General features: G+C 68.1%; 18 protein-coding genes and 1 pseudogene. 10 read left to right on the forward strand and 9 right to left on the reverse strand.

Translation table 11 applies throughout. The features are described 5' to 3' along the window. Nucleotides 1–238: 238 nt before the first annotated feature. The 3 genes and pseudogenes from KXD97_RS12005 to KXD97_RS12015 all read right to left on the reverse strand — a co-directional run bounded on the left by KXD97_RS12005 (nt 239) and on the right by KXD97_RS12015 (nt 2,878). On the reverse strand, nt 239–1,138 hold the full coding sequence (locus KXD97_RS12005) for a LysR substrate-binding domain-containing protein (protein ID WP_260756995.1): 900 nt from the start codon (nt 1,136–1,138) through the stop codon (nt 239–241). 142 nt (nt 1,139–1,280) lie between these two features. Beyond that, nucleotides 1,281–1,826: pseudogene (locus KXD97_RS12010) on the reverse strand (TetR/AcrR family transcriptional regulator); the annotation flags it as partial. 32 nt (nt 1,827–1,858) lie between these two features. Beyond that, nucleotides 1,859–2,878 (reverse strand): hypothetical protein, encoded by a 1,020-nt coding sequence (locus KXD97_RS12015; RefSeq protein WP_260756996.1) that lies wholly within the window; start codon nt 2,876–2,878, stop codon nt 1,859–1,861. Nucleotides 2,879–3,016: 138 nt separating this feature from the next. Here KXD97_RS12015 and KXD97_RS12020 point away from each other — a divergent pair, with 138 nt between their 5' ends. Beyond that, the gene (locus KXD97_RS12020; protein ID WP_260756997.1) at nt 3,017–3,919 is read left to right on the forward strand and encodes a metal-dependent hydrolase; all 903 of its coding nucleotides are present in this window, start codon (nt 3,017–3,019) and stop codon (nt 3,917–3,919) included. A 28-nt stretch (nt 3,920–3,947) separates the two neighbouring features. On the opposite strand, the gene KXD97_RS12025 is transcribed toward KXD97_RS12020, so the two are convergent. From KXD97_RS12025 to KXD97_RS12040, 4 genes are all read right to left on the reverse strand, one after another. After that, the gene (locus KXD97_RS12025) at nt 3,948–5,207 is read right to left on the reverse strand and encodes a glucarate dehydratase family protein (protein ID WP_260756999.1); all 1,260 of its coding nucleotides are present in this window, start codon (nt 5,205–5,207) and stop codon (nt 3,948–3,950) included. A gap of 3 nt (nt 5,208–5,210) precedes the next feature. Further along, nucleotides 5,211–6,140, reverse strand: a complete 930-nt coding sequence (locus KXD97_RS12030) for a 5-dehydro-4-deoxyglucarate dehydratase (protein WP_260757001.1) — start codon at nt 6,138–6,140, stop codon at nt 5,211–5,213. A 32-nt stretch (nt 6,141–6,172) separates the two neighbouring features. Further along, nucleotides 6,173–7,771 (reverse strand): aldehyde dehydrogenase (NADP(+)), encoded by a 1,599-nt coding sequence (locus tag KXD97_RS12035; RefSeq protein ID WP_260757002.1) that lies wholly within the window; start codon nt 7,769–7,771, stop codon nt 6,173–6,175. A gap of 133 nt (nt 7,772–7,904) precedes the next feature. Further along, nucleotides 7,905–8,573: a winged helix-turn-helix transcriptional regulator gene (locus KXD97_RS12040; protein WP_260757003.1), complete on the reverse strand. Its 669-nt coding sequence runs from the start codon at nt 8,571–8,573 to the stop codon at nt 7,905–7,907. A gap of 291 nt (nt 8,574–8,864) precedes the next feature. On the opposite strand from KXD97_RS12040, the gene KXD97_RS12045 reads away from it, so the two are divergent. From KXD97_RS12045 to KXD97_RS12065, 5 genes are all read left to right on the forward strand, one after another. Then, entirely contained in the window at nt 8,865–9,062 is a 198-nt protein-coding gene (locus KXD97_RS12045; protein WP_260757004.1) for a hypothetical protein, read from the forward strand. A 301-nt stretch (nt 9,063–9,363) separates the two neighbouring features. Then, complete coding sequence (locus tag KXD97_RS12050; RefSeq protein WP_260757005.1) at nt 9,364–11,121, forward strand: bifunctional serine/threonine-protein kinase/transporter substrate-binding domain-containing protein; 1,758 nt, start codon at nt 9,364–9,366, stop codon at nt 11,119–11,121. A gap of 73 nt (nt 11,122–11,194) precedes the next feature. Then, the gene (locus KXD97_RS12055) at nt 11,195–11,731 is read left to right on the forward strand and encodes a CsbD family protein (RefSeq protein ID WP_260757006.1); all 537 of its coding nucleotides are present in this window, start codon (nt 11,195–11,197) and stop codon (nt 11,729–11,731) included. Nucleotides 11,732–11,755: 24 nt separating this feature from the next. Beyond that, entirely contained in the window at nt 11,756–12,433 is a 678-nt protein-coding gene (locus KXD97_RS12060) for an IF2 family translation initiation factor (RefSeq protein ID WP_260757007.1), read from the forward strand. Further along, nucleotides 12,430–12,669, forward strand: a complete 240-nt coding sequence (locus KXD97_RS12065) for a DUF6480 family protein (protein WP_260757008.1) — start codon at nt 12,430–12,432, stop codon at nt 12,667–12,669. Before KXD97_RS12060 ends, KXD97_RS12065 begins: the two co-directional genes overlap by 4 nt. On the opposite strand, the gene KXD97_RS12070 is transcribed toward KXD97_RS12065, so the two are convergent. After that, nucleotides 12,666–13,103, reverse strand: coding sequence for an ATP-binding protein (locus KXD97_RS12070; protein ID WP_260757009.1), 438 nt, complete (start codon nt 13,101–13,103; stop codon nt 12,666–12,668). The two genes, KXD97_RS12065 and KXD97_RS12070, sit on opposite strands and share 4 nt — an antisense overlap. Before the next feature lie 51 nt (nt 13,104–13,154). Next, on the reverse strand, nt 13,155–15,350 hold the full coding sequence (locus KXD97_RS12075; protein ID WP_260757010.1) for an MMPL family transporter: 2,196 nt from the start codon (nt 15,348–15,350) through the stop codon (nt 13,155–13,157). Between the two features lie 161 nt (nt 15,351–15,511). Between KXD97_RS12075 and KXD97_RS12080 the strand changes: the two genes are divergently transcribed. From KXD97_RS12080 to KXD97_RS12095, 4 genes are all read left to right on the forward strand, one after another. After that, the gene (locus KXD97_RS12080; RefSeq protein ID WP_260757011.1) at nt 15,512–16,855 is read left to right on the forward strand and encodes a cytochrome P450; all 1,344 of its coding nucleotides are present in this window, start codon (nt 15,512–15,514) and stop codon (nt 16,853–16,855) included. Nucleotides 16,856–17,004: 149 nt separating this feature from the next. Continuing rightward, nucleotides 17,005–17,145: a hypothetical protein gene (locus KXD97_RS12085; RefSeq protein ID WP_260757012.1), complete on the forward strand. Its 141-nt coding sequence runs from the start codon at nt 17,005–17,007 to the stop codon at nt 17,143–17,145. After that, the gene (locus tag KXD97_RS12090) at nt 17,142–17,627 is read left to right on the forward strand and encodes a DUF5994 family protein (protein ID WP_260757013.1); all 486 of its coding nucleotides are present in this window, start codon (nt 17,142–17,144) and stop codon (nt 17,625–17,627) included. Before KXD97_RS12085 ends, KXD97_RS12090 begins: the two co-directional genes overlap by 4 nt. 141 nt (nt 17,628–17,768) lie before the next feature. Then, entirely contained in the window at nt 17,769–17,972 is a 204-nt protein-coding gene (locus KXD97_RS12095; RefSeq protein ID WP_260757014.1) for a cold-shock protein, read from the forward strand. Nucleotides 17,973–17,992 lie beyond the last annotated feature (20 nt).

A 17,992-nucleotide genomic window follows, 5' to 3' on the forward strand; every position in this document is an offset into this window, starting at 1 on the left:
GTTGCCGCACTGGCACCGGCAGTGACCGTCGGTCTGAGGCGCCGGACGCTTGTTGTCGCGATTCTTCACTGGTTGATTCGAACTGTTGGAGGCCATGACGAACTCCTTTGTTGGCTCCTCTTGACGCTAGACCTCGCCGAACCTGCGCTCAACACTCTGCTCCGGTAATCGCCGAAATCGCATTCCACGCGCGTCAAACCCCGAAATGGCCGCATGGAATGCGATTTCGGCGGGGGTATCAGGTGGTCCATTCCTGTTGCGGGAGCACGTCTCTGAGCACCCGAAGCAGCGCCGGGTTGGTCGAGTCGCCGCGCCACACCGCGTCCAGCTCCACCGGACGCTCGCGGAACGCGCCGATGGTCCGGAACACCACGCCCTCGGGATGCAGTGTCGCCGCCGACGCCGGCACCAACGCGATACCGATGCCCGAGCGGACCAGCACCAGCATGGTGTGCACCTGTGTCACGTACTGAACGTAGCGCGGCGTGGTGCCCGCAATGGTGAACGTCGAGATCAGCAGCTCGTTGAAATACCGGGCCTGCACGGGCGAATACATGACGAAGTCCTGCCCGTCCAGGTCGATCAGCGTCAGCTCCCGCGTCATGTCGGCCAGCGGGTGTCCTTCGGGCAGCGCGGCCAGCAACTGCTCGTGCAGCAGCGGCCGTGACACCAGACCGGGGCGTTTCAGCGGGGGGCGGGCCATCCCCAGATCGAGCTCGCCGGTCATCAATCCGTCGATCTGCGCGGCGGTGACCATCTCGCGCAGGTCGAGCTGCACATCCGGGAGCCGCTCTCGGGCGCGCTCCAGCAGCCGGGGCAGCACCGCATGCGCCGAGGCCGCCGTGAAGCCGACGACGACGGTGCCGAGATCGCCGGCCGGAATGCGTTTGACGGTCTGGGCGGCCCCCTCGGCGAGCTGCAGGATGCGCCGCGCGTCGGGCAGGAACGCCGCGCCCGCCGGCGTCAAGGTGACGGCACGGGTGGTGCGGTCGATCAGCTGCACCCCCAGTTCGTTCTCCAACTGCTGGACCTGACGGCTCAGCGGCGGCTGGGTCATGTGCAGCCGTTCCGCGGCGCGGCCGAAGTGCAGCTCTTCGGCGACGGCGACGAAGCAGGACAACCTCGCCAGGGAAAACACTGATGCACTCCTCGTATCAGCGGCGCGCGAAGCGCCGCGAGCGAGCATCAGTGTAGGTGCGGCCGATGGCCACAGAATCGGATTCGGTCGTCAGCATGCCGTGTCGTGGCGAGGGCGAGGTCGGCGTGCCTGTGGGTGGACGCAACGCATCCATCGCACGGGCCAGCCGCGGGCAGATGATCACAGGCCCCAGCCAGCGGGCGCAGACCGCTCTCGGCGCGTTCATCCAGCGCGGCCTCGTCACACCCGTTCTTCTTCCAGTCCACGTCGAGGCGGTGCAACACCGCGCGGCTGAACACGCGCGCGGTTTCCGACGTCAGTGACACCGACCACCCACCGTCGCTGCGCTTGCGCAGGAGGTGCTCGATCTGGCGGTCCCCGCTGAGTGCCTCGGCGGCGAATGCCACGCCTTCGACGAGGGCGGCTGCGGGCTCAGTGAGGCCGCTGTGTGGTCAGCCAACTGGTCGAGGAAACCGTGGCGTGTGCGCATCGCACTCGCGACGAGGAGTGACTCGGTGCCGGGGAAGTAGCGGTAGACGGCCTGTCGGGTGACGCCGAGAGCCCGCGCGGTGTCGAGATCCGCATCGCCGAGCCCTTTTCGGCCACGCTCGTCCGTCGCGTCGAGGATGCGTCGGATGTCCTCTTCCTCGGTCGCGGGTGCGTTCCTCGAGCAGCCGTGACTACGCACCGATGAGTTCTATGGGCAGGGTTGTCGGTTCGCTAAGTCCCATCAACGGTTTCCGCTTTCTCGCTGAGGTCGGATGCGATCACGCGGCGCCGGAGACTCACCGGCAGCAGCGCAAGGCCGGCCACGACCGCAAGCCCCACGGCCTGGACCACGATGTACTGCGTGAGCCCGCGTTCGTGGACGATGTTGCCGCTCGCCATCGCGGCCATCGTACCCACGTAGATGAACACGATGGCGAGCGTGAATCTCTCTGCAGGAAGAGGCCTCGCCGTGCGCAGCGCGATGGCGGCGACGATCACATAACCCGCGATCAGGGCGACGACGACAGGCCATTGGGGTAGGCCGAGCGCAGTGGCAACGGTGACCGGTGACATCAGAATAGGTCCGACGATCAACACCGTGAGCGCTGCCAGTGGCGGAAACGCGAACAGTGCCTTCGCATGTGACCAGCGTGGCATGAATCCTTCTGCGGTCGTGTCGATCCGTGGCATCGCCCACAGCATGAGATAGATGAACAGCGCGTCCCAGATGCCTTGCCAGCACAGGTCGACCAGCGGCCAGCCGACCCAGTACTGAAACAGATCGAAATCGGGATCCCAGGTCCACCAGACGACATGGCGCAGGTTGCCTTCGATGATGTAGGGAGCGTCGAACGCGATCATGAAGAGGCCGCCCACAACTGCTGCCTGCCAACGCTTTTGGACTCCGAGTGACTCGACCACCTTGAACCCGGTGAACAGGAACACCGGGTAGAAGATGACGACGTACGCAGGCATCATGGTGGTGTCGTGCCAGAGCGGGAAAGCCTCCCAGTTCAGCATGATCATGAAGTCACCCTGCTGATACATGTCCAGCAGGGCCATGCCCGCCAATTCCAGCACCAGGCCGTAGATCGTCGCGGCAATGAGTACCACGCTGTAGATCCTTCGGCCTCGCCGGAACTGGTCGATGCTGTACACCGCCGCTGCGGCGAAGATCGTCACCAGCATCAGATCCCACACGGTGGTCTGCCACGGAAGTTCGGCCGGGTTGTTGAAGACGATGAGGTCCACGGTTACCTGCCTGCCTGGACGAAAGTTGCACAACGTATGACAAATGCGTCCTTCTGGGAGGGAGGACCAAACAGATAGACCATACATAAATCGAATAACGTCTTGTCAAGAGTCGGCCGTCTGTTTAGCCTCAAACTCATGACGGACCTACGGGTAAGGCGCGTCCGCTTCGATTTCGCGAGCACTGAGGTGCCCTTCAACTGGCAGCCGCACCGCCCGGCATTCGGCATGCAGTGCAACCTGATCTCCTTCTTCGCGCCGGGTTTCGAGAAGTTCATCGTCGATGCGACCCGCGAGGCCATCCCGCTGATGCGCAGTCCCGCCGATGTCGAGGAAGCCGAGGCTTATCTCAGACAGGAAGCGCAGCATTCGGCGGCGCACGCAAGTCATCTGAGAGCACTGATCAAGCGGTGGCCCGGGTTGCAGGCGACGCGCGACGCGGTCGTCGAGTCCTACGATCGGCTGACGGCGACCAAGCCGCTCGCCTGGCGCCTGGCCTACGCCGCAATCGTCGAAGCAACGTTCACGCCGTACTTCAAGGTGTTCCTCGATCACGAGGACAAACTCTTTCGTCCAGGCGACGACCGGGTCGCCTCGCTGTTCCTCTGGCACTTCGTCGAGGAGATCGAACACCGCAGTTCGGCGTTGATCGTGTACAACGCCGTGCATGACAGCTACCTGTACCGGTTACAGGCGGTGCCCGGCGTGGTTCGGCACCTGGCTCAGATCCTTGCGATCGTCTCCCAGGGCTTCCAGGCACACGTGCCGGCCGAGGACGGCGGCGACCTCGGCCGTTTGATGCCAAAGGGGCTGTCCTACCACGCAATCCGTGAAAGCCTCGCGGCGGCAAGAGAAGTCAACAAAACGCCGACCTATGCGGGTGTGCCGCGCCGCGAACTGGCGGCGATGCTGTTGGGCCTTGTGCGCTCCCAGGCGCCCGGGCACGAGCCCGACCGCGAGACTCTGCCCTCCTTCGCGGCGCGGTGGCTCCGCAGGTACGACGACGAGCCCGCCGCTGTGGCCCGGTGGTATTCACGGTAAAACCCGGGCGACGCACCCCGGGGCCGATTCACCAACGGGGGCTGAGCAACTCGAACGACGGTTCGACGGTGCGCATGTACCCGGTGTCGTCGCGCTCGCGGATCCCGCAGCGCAGGTACTGCTCGTGCAGCGCGGCGAGAGCGTCGTCGTCGATCTCGACGCCTAGGCCGGGAGAGGTGGGCACCGGTACGGACCCGTCGACGAACCTCAGCGTGCCGGCCCGGACGACGTCTTCGGTCTTCCACGGCCAGTGCGTGTCACAGGCGTAGGTGAGGTTCGGCGTGGCGCCGGCCAGGTGCACCATCGCGGCCAGGCTGATGCCCAGGTGCGAGTTCGAGTGCATCGACAGCCCCAGCCCGAACGTGTCGCAGATACCGGCCAGCAGCCGGGAGCGCTGTAGTCCGCCCCAATAGTGGTGGTCCGAAAGCACCACCCGGACGGAGTCTTTGGCCACGGCGGGCTTCAGCTGGTCGAAGGCGACGACACACATGTTGGTCGCCAGCGGCATCGGAGCCTGCCTGGCCACCTCCGCCATCCCGTCCAGCCCGGGCGTCGGGTCTTCCAGATACTCCACGATGCCGGCCAATCCGGTCGCCACCTTCACCGACGTCTGCGGGGTCCACGCCGCGTTCGGGTCCAGCCGCAGCGGCGTTCCCGGGAAGGCACGCGAGAGCGCCTCGACCGCGGCCATCTCCTCCTCGGGCGGGAACACCCCGCCCTTGAGTTTGATTGCGGTGAAGCCGTATTCGCCGACGATGCGCCGCGCCTGCGCGACGAGCCCGTCCGGGTCGAGTGCCTCACCGAACCCGTCGGGCTCGGCGCCGGGGTGGGCCGCCCACTTGTAGAACAGGTAGGCGCTGAACGGCACCGCGTCACGCACTCTGCCGCCCAGCAAGTCCGACACCGGCCGTCCCAGCGCGTGCCCCTGCACGTCCAGGCACGCCACCTCGAACGGTGAGAGCACCTGGTCTACCGCGCTGGCCGTGGTGATCATCCCGGCGGTGCCGACAGCAGCGGTGTCGCCTTCCAGCCGGTCAGCGATTGCCGCGCGAATACCGTTCAACGCGAACACATCCAGACCGGTGATCGCGTCGGCGGCGGCCTGGAGGCGGGCCAGGTGGCGGGTGTCGGCGTAAGTTTCGCCGAGCCCCACCAGCCCGGCATCGGTGTCGAGTCGGATGATCGCCCGTAACGCGTACGGTTGGTGCACCCCGACGGTGTTCAGCAGCGGTGGGTCGGCGAACGCGACCGGGGTGATGCGCGCGCCGGTGATGCGGATCGCGGTCACCGGTCAGACCGCGTGGGCCAGCGCACCGGACAGCACCGCTCGGCCGGCCTCGACGATCGCGGCGAGCTCGGCGACGTCGTCGGTGCTCGGCATCACCAGCGGCGGGCGCACCGGCCCGGCGGGGACGCCCTCCATCGTGACGCCGGCCTTGACCAGCGACACCGCGTAGCCGGGCACCGTGTCACGCAGGCGGACCAGCGGAATGAAGAACGCGTTGAGCAGCGCGTCGGCGAGCTGCTCGTTGCCCGAGTCCAGCGCGTTGTAGAAGGCCAGCGCGAGATCAGGGGCGAACGCGAACGTCGCCGACGAGTACAGCGGAACGCCGATGGCCCGGTAGGCCAGCTGTGTGGTCTCGGCGGTGGGCAGCCCGTTGAAGAACAGGAAGTCCGGGTCGACATTGGTCTTGACGGCCTGCACGATGCGCGCGACCAGGTCGAAATTCCCTGTGCCGTCCTTGAACCCGACCACGTTGGGGATCTGTGCGACGGCGACCGCGGATTCCTCGGTGAAGCGGGCGTTGTTGCGGTTGTAGACGATGACGGGCAGATCGGCGGCCGCGGCGACCTCCCGCGTGTAGTCGACCAGTCCCGCCTGCGGCACCTCGACCAGGTAGGGCGGCATCAGCAGCAGGCCGTCGGCGCCCGCCTGCTCGGCCGCTGCCGCGAATCGCTTGGCCTGGGCCACCGCGCCGCCGGCGCCGGCGTAGACCGGAACGCGCCCGGCGACCACGTCGACGGCGGTACGCACCACCTCGGTGTACTCCTGCACCTCCAGGGCGTGGAATTCCCCTGTGCCACAAGCGATGAACACCCCGCCCGGACCGGCCTCCACGCCCTTGGAAAGGTGGCGGGCCAGCGCGTCGAGGTCGACGGTTCCGGACTCGGTCATCGGGGTGACGGGGAAGAACAGCACACTGTCAAAGGTCGGACGCATGACGGGCCTTTCGGAGGTGAGGAGGTAAGAGGTCAGGCTTGGGTGAGTCGGCCGTCGATCCGCCGCCACAGGTTGTCGGGGTTGCCGTCGGCGATCGCGCTGGGCAGCAACGACTTCGGGACGTTCTGATAGCAGACGGGCCGCAAAAAGCGCTCGATCGCCCGGGAGCCGACCGACGTGGTGCGCGAGTCCGACGTGGCCGGGAACGGTCCGCCGTGCACCATCGCGTGGCACACCTCCACCCCGGTCGGCCAGCCGTCGAACAGGATCCGGCCGACCTTGAGTTCCAACAGCGGCAACAACCGGGCCGCCTCCTCGAGGTCGGAGTCGTCGGCGTGCACGGTGGCGGTCAGCTGGCCTTCGATGCCCTCGGCGACGGCCCGCATCTGCTCGACGTCGGCGCAGCGCACGATCAGGCTCAACGAGCCGAACACCTCGGCCTGCAGCGCCTCGGAGGCCAGGAAGGTCTGCGCGTCGGTGGTGAACAGCGCGGCATGGCAGGAGGTTTCGCTGATACTGGGCTCACCGCGGCCGACCAGCTCGGCCGTGCCGGCCAGTGCCTGGACCCCGGAGGCGTAGTTGCGGGCGATGTTCGGGCTCAGCATCGGCGTGGCCGGCGAGGTGGCCAGCGCATCGCGGGCGGCAGCGACGAACGAGTCCAGTCCCGGCCCGTCGACCGCGACCACGAGGCCCGGGTTGGTGCAGAACTGGCCCGAGCCCATCGTCAGCGACGCGACGAACGCCCGGCCCAGTTCGTCGCCGCGGCCGGTCAAGGCACCCTCGAGGAGGAACACCGGGTTGATCGCGCTCATCTCCGCGTACACCGGGATCGGTTCGGGCCGGGCCGCCGCGGCGGCGACGAGAGCAAGCCCGCCGGAGCGTGACCCCGTGAATCCGACGGCCTTGATGCGCGGGTCGGTGACCAGCGCGATGCCGAGGTCGGGGCCTGCGCCGAACAGCAGCGAGAACGTGCCCGCGGGCAGGCCGGACGCGGCGACGGCGTCGCTGATGGCGCGGCCGACGAGCTCGGAAGTGCCGGGGTGGGCGTCATGTCCCTTGACGATCACGGGGCAACCCGCGGCCAACGCGGACGCGGTGTCACCCCCGGCCACCGAGAACGCCAGCGGGAAGTTCGACGCGCTGAACACCGCGACCGGCCCCAACGGAACGAATCGCTGCCGCAGATCGGGGCGGGGCAGCGGGGTGCGGTCGGGCAGCGCGGTGTCGATGCGGGCGCCGTTCCAGCTGCCCTCGCGCAGCACCTCGGCGAACAACCGCAGCTGGCCGGTGGTGCGGCCCACCTCGCCGGTGATGCGGGCCTGCGGGAGGCCGGATTCGGCGACTGCGCGCGCGATCAGCGTCTCGCCGACGGCCTCGATGTTGGCGGCGATCGCCTCCAGGAACCGGGCGCGCTGCTCGGCGGTGGTCGCCCGGTACGTGCCGAACGCGGCGGCGGCCGCGGCGCAGGCCGCGTCGACGTGCGTGGCGTCGCCGTAGCGGTACACCGGATCCAGGTCGGTGCCCGCCGCCGGGTCGAACGCGCGGATTTCCGTGCCGGTGCCGCGCACCGGTGTCCCGGCGATCAGCATCTGGCCGGTGAGGCTGGCGGTGCCGGAGATCGTGGCAGTCATGCCTTCGACCGTAGGAGGCATATCCATGCCTGTCCAAGACCGATTCCCCGATCACTGATACCAGCCTTGAATCAATGCTCTACATCCGCGAAATTGCGTTCCGGCAGGCTGGAATGCACGTTCGCCGGAGAAATCAGCGGGCGAGCACGCGCTCGATCACGCCGAGCAGCGCCGTGACCGCGGCCGGGTCCCCGGTCACCTCGAGGCGCCCGTCGGTCAGCGCGTCGGCGACCGTCGTGCGCCGCCCGACGACCGCGGCGATGGTGGCCGCCGAGCAACGCACCGTGACCGCGCTCGGGGTCGCGCTCGGGCCCGGCGTCACGCGAGCCCGCCCGTCGCGCAGTCGCAGACAGGCGGTGCTGTCGTCGACGTGAAACTCGAAGACGGCATCGAGGTCGTGCGGCCCGTCCTTGCGGATGTCGGCGGCCAGGAAGCTCAGCAGCCACTCGGCGCGGAACATCTCGGCGTCGACGTCGGCGTCGGTCATCTGATGGCGCGCGCCCCACATGGCCAGCGGCACCACCGCGGCCGCGAGTTCCCTTCCGGCATCTGACAATTCGTACACGACGGCGGATCCGGGCTGATCGAGCGCGAGCTTGCGGACCACCACACCGTCGGCCTCGAGTTGGCGCACCCGGGAGGCCAGCAGGCTCGTCCCGATGCCGGCGAGCGCGTCGGCGAGTTCGGTGTAGCGCTTCGGCCCGGAGGCGAGCTCACGGACGATCAGCAGCGTCCAGCGCTCGCCGACCACGTCGAGGGCATGGGCGAGACCGCAGAACTGCGCGTAGGTGCGTCGGGACACAGACCCGATCCTAGCCACTTCACTCACGATTCCTACTAAAACTCATATATCTGTTGGGTACTTCTAAATCTTATGTTACGTTCAACATCAGAAAGCGCAAGCCCTGAACCTGCAGGCAGGCATCGCGATGAACGCACTGGTGACGTCACCGACCGCGACCTACCGCGTGGTCGGCCCGGTTGCGCCATCTATTGCCGCCCGAAGCGAATCGAAGTCGGCGCTGCCGCATTACCCGTGGAGAAGCCCCACCGCAGACCCGTGGACAAACCACACGACAGAAGGGTGAACGACATGGCATCGATCGCAGGTTTGCGGCCCTGGCCACGCTGGCGCTGGACGTGGTTCTGGCAACGTTCCACGACCACCGTCGGCCACGCCGAGGACGCGGCCGCGGGGCGACCGGAGTTGCGCAGCAGGCGCCACTACCCGCCGCAGCGGGACCGTTTCATGGAGAGCTCGGCGATGGCCCGGGAGATGTACCGGCTCTGACCCTGCCCGGTTCGGCGGCACCAAAACGCGAGGCAGAGGCGTTTCGGTCGGACGGAAGGCGTAGCGGAATACCCGAACGGGCGCGTAGTCACGCGTGAACCATGTGGCAGAGCGTGTCGTCTGACACCGCATCGTGGTAAGAATGCTGCACCCATGAAGCACGCCGTCGGCGTCGTCTTGGACCGGGCCGTTCAAATCGGGCAACGGGACGGAAGGCGACTGACATGCGTCCGGGCAGCCCCGGCAAACGTCACGTAGCGTCGACCGACAGTCCGTTTGGCCGCAGCCGAGGAGAGCACCGGTGAATGCGACAACATTCGGGCGCTATCGGCTCCAGAAGTTGATCGGCCGGGGCGGCATGGGTGAGGTCTACCAGGCCTACGACACCAAGACCGACCGCGTCGTCGCACTCAAGGTGCTGCCGCACAGCATGGCCCAGGACGAGACGTTCCAGGCCCGGTTCCGCCGCGAGTCGCAGGCCGCCGCGGGCATCAACGACCCGCATGTCGTCCCGATCCATGGGTACGGCGAGATCGACGGCCGTCTCTACCTGGACATGCGGCTCATCGAGGGCCGCAACCTCGGCACCATGCTGCAGGAATCCGACAAGCCGCTGGGCCCGGCGTTCGCGGTGTCGATCGTCGAGCAGGTTGCCAACGGCCTGGACTCCGCACACAAGCTGGGCCTGATCCACCGCGACATCAAGCCCTCCAACATCTTGATCACCGGACGCGACTTCGTGTACCTGATCGACTTCGGGCTGGCCCGCAGCGCGGGTGAACAGGGGTTGACCACCGCGGGCAGCACGCTGGGCACGCTGGCCTACATGGCGCCGGAGCGGTTCGAAGGCGGCGAGGTCGACGCCCGTTCCGACATCTACGCGCTGACCTGCGTGCTCTACGAATGTCTCACCGGGTCAAGGCCTTACCCCGCCGACAGCCTGGAGCAGCAGATCGCCGGGCACATGGTCTCGCCGATCCCGCGGCCGTCCGACGTCGATTCTCGGCTGTCGGCGTTCGACGAGGTGATCGCCAAAGGCATGGCCAAGAAGCCGGCCCAGCGCTACCAGAGCGCCGGGGAACTCGCCCAGGCGGCCAAGCGGGCGCTCAACGCGCCGGTCCGCCGGGGTGCCGGCAGCTCGCGGCACGCGGCCCGGTCGCAACCCAGAAAGCCGCGCAGGGCGCTGCTGGTCGCGGCGGCCACGACGCTGGCGGTCGCGGTGGCCGCGGTCGGGATGTGGGCGTGGTCGCCGTGGAAGGACGACGACGCCTCCGAGCTGCCCGCCGGCGCGGTGCCGGAGATTGCGTCGATGGTGCCCGCGGACGTGCGCGGGTCCGGACGCCTGGTCATCGGTGTGAACGTGCCGTATGCGCCGATGGAGTTCAAGAACGCCGACGGTCAGCTCGTCGGGTTCGACGTCGAGCTGATGAATGCGGTGACGCGGGTGCTCGGCCTGGTGCCCGACTACCGCGACACCACGTTCGACGCGATCCTGCCCGCGGTGGTGGATGGGACGTTCGACGTCGGGATGTCCTCGGTCACCGACACCAAGGAGCGTGAGGAGCTCGTCGACTTCATCACCTACTTCCAGGCCGGCACCCAGTGGGCACGCAGGCCGGGCACCGCGCTGGGGCCGGCATCGGCATGCGGACTGAAAGTCGGTGTAGCAGAAGCCACCCTGCAGGAAACCGAGGAACTGCCGAGCAAGAGCGATCAGTGCACGGCGGCCGGGATGGCTCCGATCGACATGGTGGTCTTCAAGAGCCAGGACGAAGTCACCACCGCGCTGATCAAGGGTGAGGTGGACGCGATGTCCGCCGACTCCCCGGTGACCGGTTTCGCGATCAAACTCAGCCGCGGCGACCTGGTTTCCGCCGGGGACGTGTTCGACTCGGCCCCGTACGGGTGGCCGGTGGCCAAGGGCTCGGAATTGATCGAGCCGCTGCGGCTGGCGCTGGAGCACCTGATGGAGACCGGCGAGTACCGGGCCATCGCCACGATGTGGGGCGTCGAGCGCGGCATGATCGACGAGCCGGTCGTCAACGGCGCCACCAGGTGATACGTCACACCCCGGTGTAAACGGGCGCGGGGCGGGTACGTCGGCGGTTCACGACGATCCGAAGGAGACGCCGATGAGCGACGACAAGGCCGCCCAGACACGACAGAGTTTCGTGGATTCGGTGAAGGGCAAGGCCAAAGAGGTGGCCGGCGCGGTCACCGGCAACGATTCCCTGACCGCCGAGGGGCAGCTGCAGCAGTCCGAGGCCAAAGAACGCCGCGAAGCCAGCCGCACCGAGGCCGAAGCCGACGCGCAGGCCGCCGAGGCTCGCGCGGTGGCCCGTGAAGCCGAGCTCGAGGGCGCCCAGCAGCGCGCCACGGCCGAGGTGAAAGCCGCCTCCGCCGAGAGCGCGGTGCGCAACGAGCAGGCCGCGCAACGGCAGCGGGTCGAGCAGGCCGGTCGCCAGGACATGGCCCGGGCGCAGGACACGATCGAGGCTGCGGCCGAAAGGGAGGCCAGACAGGCCGACGCGGAGCGCCGGGCCCAGATCGCCGAGGCCGCCGAGGAGTACCACGAGGCCGCTGCGGACTACCAGCAGCAGACGGCGGAAGCCGAAAGTGCCGAGGCCCAGGCTGAGCGGCTGCGGGCCCGCGCCGAGGGCACCGACTAAGCAGACGACACCAAGGAGTTGACGATGAGGATCACCGACCTTCCGTTCGCCGTGCTGCGATTCCAGTACCGGTTGGCGCGCACGCCGCTGCGGCTGCTCGAAAACACGGTCATGACACGGTTCGACGACGAAGCACCCGCAAAGCTGCTCTATGAGCGTGCCATCGGCGCCGTCGACGCGAGCGCCGGGAGTTTCCTGCGCGACAGCGAACTGGAGCAGCAGGGCATCGTGCGGATCGAGAAGGCCGCCGCACTCGGGGAGGCGCTGCGCCTCGACGAGGTGGCCGGCCAGAAGAAGCAGCAGGCCGCCGACGAACTGCGCGAAAAGCGCGAGAAGGCCGCCACCGCACCGCAGGAAGCCGGACGGCAAGCCCGTCAGCGGATGCAGAACGCGCAGGAGAAGGCCGACAAGCGCACCCAGGACGTGGCGCAGAGCGTCGCCTCCCGTACCGCGGAGGCCAAGCGGGAGGTTGACCAGGCGGCCGGCCAGAAGGTCGAAGCCGCCGAACTGGCCAAGCGCAGCGCACAGAACCGCAGCCGTGCCGCCGAGAAGGTCGTCACCTCGGCGGCCGACAAGCAGCTCGACGACGCGGCGTCCAAGCGCAGTGCGGCCGCGGGGGCCCGGGCGCACGCCGACCGGTTGGAGGAGTTCAGCGAAACCGAGAAGGAGAAGCGGCAGGCGGCCGGAAAGCGCGACCTGTGACCGCGCTACCTCCCGATCCCGATCCCAAGGACACCCCCGGCACCGAGCGTGCCGGGGGTGTTTCCCCGGGCGACACCCCTCCGGATTCTGCTCAGACGCGGGCGACGGCCAACCCCGATCCCGCGGCCGGACGCAACCTGACGCCGAGAGCGATCATCACGTTCGTCGTGGTGGGGCTGTTCGTGCTGCTGTTCGTGGCGACGGCGATCTATCTGCTGATCGACGTGGTGGGCTAGGAACAGCAGCGGTAGTCCAGGCACAACGTGGTGCCCTCGCGGCGCCCGCTGATCGTGCAGTGGTCGGCGAGCGCCTGCATCAGCGCCACCCCGCGCCCGCGGCGATTGTGCCGAGGCTGTGGGCCGGGCTCGGGTGCACGCCAGCTGCCGTGGTCGGTGATGCACACACTCAGGCACTGGTTGGTGGGTTCGAAGTCGGCCCGCACGGTCATCGGCCCGGCGGCCGACTGGTCGGCGTAGGCGTGGTCGACGCAGTTGGCCAAGGCTTCGTTGACCGCCATCAGGATGTCGTTGCGCTGGACGTCGGCGACGCCGCGCTCACGCAGCCACTCGCTGAACCGCTGCCGCAGCTCAGCGGCGTTGGTCGCTGTCGCCGCACGGCTGACCGTCAGTTGCTCGGAGGTCTGTGACGTCAGCGGCGAGATAACAGTCATGTTTTGGGGCTACCCGACTTCCTGCAAGATCAGACAACGGATTTCGTCACTTCAAGACGTCGTCACCGGACTGCGATGCTTGGCCTCCAGAGCGGTGCCCTCGATGTCGAGGTCGGGCACGTACTTGTCGAACCACTTCGAGTGCGCCCACATCTTGTCGCCGAGCATCGCCATCACCGCCGGAATCAGGGTGAGCCGCACCACGAATGCGTCCAGGAACACTCCGGCGGCCAAGGTCAGGCCGACCGATTTGATGATCGGGTCGCCGCCGGCCAGGAACGCGATGAAGACCCCGAACATGATCAGCGCCGCGGCCGTCACCACCCGCGCCGACAGGCCCACCCCGGTGCGGACCGCGGCCAGCGCGGCGTCCGGCCCGGAATGGGTGGCGAGCTCTTCTTTGATCCGCGACACCACGAACACCTCGTAGTCGCTGGACAGCCCAAAGATGATGGCCAGCACGACGATCGGCAGGAAGCTGATCGTCTCGCCGGGCGTGATGCCGAGAAGGCCGGCACCCCAACCCCATTGGAACACCGCCACCTGCACGCCGAGTGCGGCGAACACCGACAGCAGGAACCCGATGATCGAGGTCAGCGGCACCATCGCCGCGCGGAACGCGACGGTCAGCAGCAGGAACGCCAGCCCGACGACCACGACGACGAACACCGGCAATGCCGCGGCCAGCTTGTCGGAGGTGTCGATGTTGGACGCGGTGGTGCCGCCGACCAGGAACCGCACCCCGTTGTCGGCTTCGATGGCGGCGCGGTCGGCGCGGATGCGTTTGACCAGGTCCGCGGTCTCGGTGTCGTTGGGTCCGGTCTCCGGGATGACCTGGATCACCGCGGTGCGGGCGTCGCCGCCGGCCGGAGCGGCCGCGACGACGCCGTCTTCGCGGGCGATGTTCGACGCGATGGTCTGCACCGCGTCCGGGCTGGACGCGGTGGTCAGGTCCGCGACCACGAGCAGCGGGCCGTTGAAGCCGGGGCCGAGGTGTTCGGCGGTCAGATCGTAGGCCTGCCGGGAGGTGTTGGACTCCGGCTGCGACGATCCGCTGGGCAGGCCGAGATGCATTGACAGCGCCGGTAATCCGATCACGATCAACGCGGCCGAGCCGCCCAGCAGCAAAGGTTTGCGGAACCGCACCACGAATCGGGCCCACGCCGCGCCGAGGGTGCGCTGCGGGGTGTAGGCGGCGACCTGGGCCACCTCCTTGGGGCGGTGCGGCTGCAACGGCGGTTCGATGAACGTGGCGACCTTGCCGCCGGCGAACCCGAACAGCGCAGGCAGCAGCGTCAATGCGATGAGCATCGCGATCACCACGGCTACCGCCGCGGCGACGCCCATGTACGTCAGGAACGGGATACCGACGACGGACAGTCCGCACAGCGCGATCACGACCGTCAGCGCGGCGAACACCACCGACCCGCCCGCGGTGCCGACGGCCAGCCCGGCCGCCTCCTCACGGGGCATCAGCAGCAGCAGATTGTTGCGGTACCGGTTCAGGATGAACAGCGCGTAGTCAATGCCGCAGGACAGGCCGAGCATCAACGCCAGCGACAGCGACGCCGTCGGCACCTCGACGAACGCCGCGACGACCAAGATGCCCAGCGCGCCGATGCCCACGCCGATGCTCGCGGTCAGGATCGGCAGACCGGCGGCGACGATCGCGCCGAAGGTGATGAGCAGGATCAGGAACGCGACGCCGATACCGATGATCTCGGGCAGGTGCGGGACGGCGACCTTGTAGCCCGGGAACACCGCGCCGGAGTATTCGACCTGCAGACCGGCGTCCTGCACCGGTTTCATCGTGTCCTCGAGTGTGGTCAGCGCCCGGTCGCTCACCTCGCCGATCGGGGCCTTCCACTGCACGGTGCCCAGCCCGACGCGTCCGTCGGGGGAGACCTGCCGCGTCTGGGCCGGGCCGGCGGCTGCGGCGATGTCGGGGAGCGTCGACAGGCGCGCGACGGCGTCGTCGATGGCCGGCGTGAAGTCGGTGACCGCGCGTCCCTCGGGCGCGGCGAACGTGATCTGTGTCTGCGCTCCGCCGTAGGCGGGCAGGTTCTGCTGCAACTGCTCGACGGCGCGCTGGGACTCGGTCCCGGGGATGGTGAAGTTGTCGCTGGGCTGCCCGCGGAATCCGGCGAACGCCAGCGCCACCGCTGCGAGCACGGCGAGCCAGGCGCCCAGAACGATCCACCGACGACGGAAACTGAACGCACCGAGCGCATAGAGGTAGCGCGACATGGTGTTCCTCACGGTTCATGCAGACGGATAAATCTGGGCTGTCTGTGCCCGCTGCGCCGACCGGTTACGCGTGCGCCGCGGTGTGATCTGTGCGACCGGGGCTACCCGCCTGAGGCCCGGATAACCGTTCCGCACCCGCGGACGGCTCGTACGCTGGGACGATGACGACGACGTCATTGCCGCCGGGCCCGCGGTTACCCCGGTCGCTGCAGGCCACGCTGATGCTGAGATGCGGCCCGCGCTATCTGGCCGCGTGCCGGCGCCGCTACGGGGCGACCTTCACGCTGCGGGTGGCAGGAATGGGCACGCTGGTCTACCTGACCGATCCCGCCGACATCAAGACGGTGTTCGCCGGGGACCCGCGGGTGTTTCATGCCGGCGAGGCCAACGCGATGCTGGCCGGTCTGCTGGGTAAGTCGTCGGTGCTGGTGATCGACGGCGACGTTCACCGCGAGCGCAGGCGGCTGATGCTCGCGCCGTTCGCGCGCGACGCGGTCGCGGCGCAGGAGTCGACCATTGCGCAGATCGCCGCGGACAACATCGCCGGCTGGCCGCTGCGCCGGACGTTCCCGGCCGCGCCGAAGATGTCGGAGATCACGCTGGAAGTGATCCTGCGGACGGTGATCGGAGCCAGTGACCCCGCCCGGCTGGCGGCGCTGCGGGCGGTGATGCCCCGGGTGCTGCGGGTCGGACCCTGGCAGACACTGGGCATCGCGAACCCGGACCTGCTCCGCCGGCGGCCGTGGCGCTCGGTGCGCGACGCCATCGCCGAGGCCGACCGGCTGCTCTACGCCGAGATCGCCGACCGTCGCGCCGACCCGAACCTGGCCGGCCGCACCGACGCCCTCGCGATGCTGGTCCGCGCCGACGGCATGACCGATCAGGAACTGCGCGATCAGCTGATGACGCTGCTGGCGGCCGGGCACGACACCACCGCGACCAGCCTGTCGTGGGCGCTGGAGCGGCTCACCCGTCACCCTGCACTGCTGGCCAAGGCGGTGCGCGCGGCGCGCGACGGCGACGACGAGTACCTGGACGCGGTCGGCAAGGAGACGTTGCGGAACCGGTCGGTGGTGTTCGACGTCGGCCGCGTGCTCACCGAGCCCGTCCCGCTCGCCGGCCACCTGCTCCCGGACGGGGTGATGGTGATCCCCGGCCTGGTGCTAGTGCACATGGATCCACGGCTGTATCCCGACCCGCATCGCTTCGATCCCGACCGGATGGTCGGGGCGACGCTCAGCCCGTCGTCGTACCTGCCGTTCGGCGGCGGCAACCGGCGCTGTCTGGGCGCGACGTTCGCCAACGTCGAGTTCCGGGTGGTGCTGCGCGAGATCCTGCGCCGCGTCGAGCTGGAGACCACCAACGCGCGTGGGGAGCGGCGCCGGCTGCGGGCCGTCATCTTCGAACCGCACCGCGGCGCACGGATCAGGGTCCGGGCCAGGTACACGGCGCCCGCGGCGGCGCAATCCGCTGCACCGTCCTGTCCGGTCAGCCATCCCGGCTGAGGGTCGAGGTGTACTCTCGAACACAGGTCGAGTTCGCGGACAGTGGGTCCGCCGCCACAACGTGGCAGGTATGTACTCGACCCGCGACGCGATTCTCTTCGCTCGGACACTGTGCGGGGCACGCCCGGCACCACTCAAGGATTTTCACTATGGACACGTCTGACTTGTTCTCGCATCGACAGACTGCGCAGGCCGAGCCACTCGGCAACACCTCCGACGAGCGGGTGCAGAACCCGATCTTCTCCGATCTTCAGCAGAACGGTTCACCCACCGAATCGCGTTCGCGGTGAACGGAATACCGCTCGCACGGCGGGCGGCAAGACCGGTCAGGGTGACCCTGGCCAAAGAACTCGGCACCGGCATCGACGGCGCGTGGTGGCCGCACTCGGCGGCGATGGCGCGCGAATTGCCCGATCTGATCGGCGCATTACACCCGCAGTTGGGCGAGGTACTCGGAATCCGGGTCAACTGGTCGGCCACCGAAGGGCAGCTCGACCTGGAGACCATCGCGACGGCCTCCACCCACAAACTTCCCGGTGAACACCACCGGCGCCCACGCCTGATGAACATCGACGGCCGCACCGCGTGCGTCAAACTGCTGGTGGTACCGAGCATGACGTCGCAGGCGCTGGGCGCGATGGTGTTACGCACCGCCGCACGGCTGCCCACCTCCGAGGGGATGGGCGACGGACGGCTGTTCAACACCGCGTGTGTGGTGATGCGTCTGGCCGAGGCCGAGAGCAGAAAGTGGAGCGAGACAGCCGCGATCTAGCGCGCGACAGCCGAAATTGAAAGCGTTGCGCTGCAGCGAATGTGGAAGCGAATTTGCACATGCCTAGGTTGTGCACCCGGGCCGTGCTAGCCTGATCTTGGATGTCTGTCTGACATTCGATCAAAGTGAGAGAAGAAATGTATGGCACAGGGAACTGTGAAATGGTTCAACGGCGATAAGGGCTTCGGCTTCATCGCTCCCGATGGCGGCGCACCGGATGTGTTTGTCCACTACTCGGAGATCACCGGCAGCGGATACCGCTCGCTCGACGAGAATCAGCGCGTCGAGTTCGAGGTGGAACAGGGGAACAAGGGGCCGCAGGCCGTCCGAGTGACCGCGGTCTAACAGACTTCAGATTCCGCAGT

This window comes from Mycobacterium sp. SMC-8 (genome assembly GCF_025263565.1).
Classification (GTDB): Bacteria; Actinomycetota; Actinomycetes; order Mycobacteriales; family Mycobacteriaceae; genus Mycobacterium.

Bases quoted from the DNA above. Each gene is read 5' to 3' on its own strand.
- KXD97_RS12095 (WP_260757014.1), top strand. From the start codon at position 17,769: ATGGCACAGGGAACTGTGAAATGGTTCAACGGCGATAAGGGCTTCGGC.
- KXD97_RS12055 (WP_260757006.1), top strand. From the start codon at position 11,195: ATGAGCGACGACAAGGCCGCCCAGACACGACAGAGTTTCGTGGATTCG.
- KXD97_RS12085 (WP_260757012.1), top strand. From the start codon at position 17,005: ATGGACACGTCTGACTTGTTCTCGCATCGACAGACTGCGCAGGCCGAG.
- KXD97_RS12075 (WP_260757010.1), bottom strand. From the start codon at position 15,350: ATGTCGCGCTACCTCTATGCGCTCGGTGCGTTCAGTTTCCGTCGTCGG.
- KXD97_RS12070 (WP_260757009.1), bottom strand. From the start codon at position 13,103: ATGACTGTTATCTCGCCGCTGACGTCACAGACCTCCGAGCAACTGACG.
- KXD97_RS12060 (WP_260757007.1), top strand. From the start codon at position 11,756: ATGAGGATCACCGACCTTCCGTTCGCCGTGCTGCGATTCCAGTACCGG.
- KXD97_RS12030 (WP_260757001.1), bottom strand. From the start codon at position 6,140: ATGCGTCCGACCTTTGACAGTGTGCTGTTCTTCCCCGTCACCCCGATG.
- KXD97_RS12080 (WP_260757011.1), top strand. From the start codon at position 15,512: ATGACGACGACGTCATTGCCGCCGGGCCCGCGGTTACCCCGGTCGCTG.
- KXD97_RS12020 (WP_260756997.1), top strand. From the start codon at position 3,017: ATGACGGACCTACGGGTAAGGCGCGTCCGCTTCGATTTCGCGAGCACT.
- KXD97_RS12035 (WP_260757002.1), bottom strand. From the start codon at position 7,771: ATGACTGCCACGATCTCCGGCACCGCCAGCCTCACCGGCCAGATGCTG.
- KXD97_RS12045 (WP_260757004.1), top strand. From the start codon at position 8,865: ATGGCATCGATCGCAGGTTTGCGGCCCTGGCCACGCTGGCGCTGGACG.